At 45.4% G+C, this 3,151-nt stretch carries 2 protein-coding genes; both read left to right on the plus strand.

Annotated features, from left to right (window positions below; genetic code table 11):
- Positions 1-279 precede the first annotated feature (279 nt).
- Complete coding sequence (locus ABI367_RS08345; protein WP_462228365.1) at positions 280-858, plus strand: DNA-3-methyladenine glycosylase I; 579 nt, start codon at positions 280-282, stop codon at positions 856-858.
- A gap of 244 nt (positions 859-1,102) precedes the next feature.
- The coding region (locus ABI367_RS08350; protein WP_462228366.1) for a DNA polymerase at positions 1,103-3,151 on the plus strand (2,049 nt) is incomplete at its 3' end.

Here is a 3,151-nt window from a genome sequence, read left to right on the forward strand (position 1 = left end):
AAAAACATCGGGGCGGGGGGTGGGCTGCAGGCCAATTATGTTGGTGTAAAACTCGCGCGCTTCTTCCAGTCTTTCCGGAGCTACACAGATGTTGATATGGTCGGTACGTTTAAAATGTATCATGATAAACAAAAGTATGATATTCTTTCTCAACCTTGTCATTTCGAACATAGTGAGAAATCTATACACGCGCAATTCCGAACGCGAGCATAGATTTCTCCTCGTACCTCGTTCGAAATGACAAGGAGAGTTTTTATCTTTAAAAATTAAAAATAGCATATGCCAACTGCCAACTCAAAACTGCCAACTCAAAACATAAAACGCTGCTCCTGGTGCGGAAACGACGAGCTATATATGAAATACCATGATGAAGAATGGGGACGAGAAGTACATGACGATAAAGTATTATTTGAATTTTTGGTGCTCGAATCGGCACAAGCAGGCCTGAGCTGGATAACCATTTTGCGCCGCCGCGAAAATTATCGCAAGGCCTTTGCCAATTTTGACATACATAAAGTGGCCGCCTTTACTGATGAGGACGCAGAGCGTTTAATGCAGGACGCAGGCATCATCCGCAACCGCTTAAAAATACAATCAACCATTACTAACGCACAAAATTTTATCAAGGTACAGCAAGAGTTTGGCTCGTTTGATAAATACCTGTACAGCTTTATGCCCGGTGGTAAACCCATTAATAACACCGGCAATAAACTACCCGCAAGCACCCCCATATCCGACGCGATAAGCAAGGACATGAAAAAGCGCGGCTTTAAGTTTTTTGGCACCACCATTTGTTACGCGCACATGCAGGCAACAGGGATGGTAAATGATCATATTGATGGGTGTTCTTTTAAATAGCACCCGTTTTAACTCACCCCGACTTGCTTCGCTCGTCGACCCTCTCTGCTACGCAAAGAGGGAAAAGAAAAAAATCCCCTCTCTAGCAAAGAGAGGATGGCCGAGCGAAGCGATGGTCGGGTGAGTTGCGCCGCATTGCCTGAACCACAGATTTTATTTGATTTCACAGATTTTATTAATCGCTCAACATAAATTGTATTTTTGAGAAATCGGTGCAATCAAACCCATCGGTGCAATCACAATCATGAAAAAACTATTTCTTTTAGATGGCATGGCCCTTATTTACCGGGCGCATTTTGCTTTAAGTAAAACGCCGCGTTTTACATCGGGCGGGTTAAATACTTCGGCGGTTATGGGTTTTACTAATACCCTGCTGGATGTGCTTAAAAAAGAGAAGCCAACCCATATGGCCGTAGTTTTTGATACCGCCGCACCCACCGAACGCCATACCGATTTTGCGGGCTATAAGGCCCACCGCGAAAGCATGCCCGAAGATCTTTCGGCAGCGTTGCCTTATATTTTTAAACTGGTTTTAGGCTTTAATATCCCGGTAATTACTTCGGATGGTTTTGAAGCTGATGATATCATCGGCACCCTGGCCAAAAAAGCCGAGCAAAAAGGCTACCAGGTTTATTGCATGACCCCCGATAAGGATTTCGCTCAACTGGTATCTGACAATATTTTCATCTACAAACCCGCGCGTATGGGTAATGAGATGGAGATATTGGGTGTTAAGGAAGTGTTAGCCAAATGGGAAATTGAACGCCCGGAACAGGTAATAGATATTTTGGGCCTTTGGGGTGATGCGGTGGACGGTATACCCGGCATCCCTGGTGTAGGCGAAAAAACCGCCAAGCTACTGATCAAACAATATGGTAGCGTCGAAGAAATAATTGCCCATAGTCACGAGCTAAAAGGCAAACTAAGAGAGAACGTGGAAACCTTTGCCGAGCAGGGCCTGATGTCGAAAAAACTGGCGACTATCAATTTAAATTCGCCTGTTGAACTGGATGAGGCCGGGCTGGAAATGTGCGACCCAAGTCGTGAATTGTTGGAGCCATTATTTGCGGAGTTAGAATTCAGAACGCTGGGCCGCCGCGTATTTGGCGAAGACTTTAGCATCACCGAAATAAAAGCAACATCGGCCGGTACGCAGATAGATCTATTTGGCGCACCTGTTGCCGAAGGGCGTACCACTATGACAGTTGACGTGCAGGATATTGGCACGTCCGAACAACCAACCGCTTCAAAAAACATCAATAACGTTGCGCATACTTATTACCTGGCCGATACTAAAGAGAAACGCGCCGAACTCATTGCGCAGCTACAACAACAACAAAGCTTTTGCTTTGATACCGAAACTACCGGAACCGATGCCAATAATTGCGAGTTGGTAGGCTTATCGTTCGCCATAAAACCTACCGAGGGCTGGTACATACCCGTACCTGCAGATGAAGCAGAAACCCGCAGCATTGTTAATGAGTTTAAAGCGGTATTTGAAAACCCGGCCATCGGTAAAATAGGCCAAAACATTAAGTTTGATATCCTGATGCTGAAATGGTATGGTGTTGATATGCAGGGCGACCTGTTTGATACCATGATGGCGCATTACATTATTGACCCGGATACCCGGCATAATATGGATATCCTGTCGGAAAATTACCTGGGTTATAAGCCCGTATCCATAACCGAACTGATAGGTGCCAAGGGCAAGAATCAGGGTAGTATGCGCGATGTGGAGATAGAAAAAATAAAAGAATATGCCGCCGAGGATGCCGACATCACCCTGCAATTAAAAAACATTTTTGTGCCCCAAATAAAGCAGGTAGGCGCCGAAAAGCTGCTGCACGAAATGGAGAACCCGCTGATATATGTGTTGGCGGATATTGAATTTGAGGGGGTAAAAATTGACCATGATACGCTGCGCGAGTTCTCTAAAGACCTGGAAACCGATATAGCCAAGCTTGAAAAAACGGTTTACGAAAAAGCGGGCGTGCGTTTCAACATCGCCTCACCAAAACAACTGGGCGAGGTGTTGTTTGAAAAGCTGATGCTTGATCCTAAAGCCAAAAAAACCAAAACCGGTCAGTATCAAACCGGCGAGGATGTGCTGTTATCATTAGCCTCAAAAAGTGATATTGTGCGCGATATTTTAGATTACCGCCAGCTGCAAAAACTAAAATCTACCTATGTAGATGCCCTGCCGCAAATGGTGAACGCAAAAACCGGGCGTGTGCATACCTCCTACAACCAGGCGGTAGCGGCAACCGGGCGTTTAAGCTCAACCAATCCA

Origin of the sequence: Mucilaginibacter sp., assembly GCF_039935595.1 — a bacterium.
In the GTDB taxonomy this organism is placed as follows: domain Bacteria; phylum Bacteroidota; class Bacteroidia; order Sphingobacteriales; family Sphingobacteriaceae; genus Mucilaginibacter.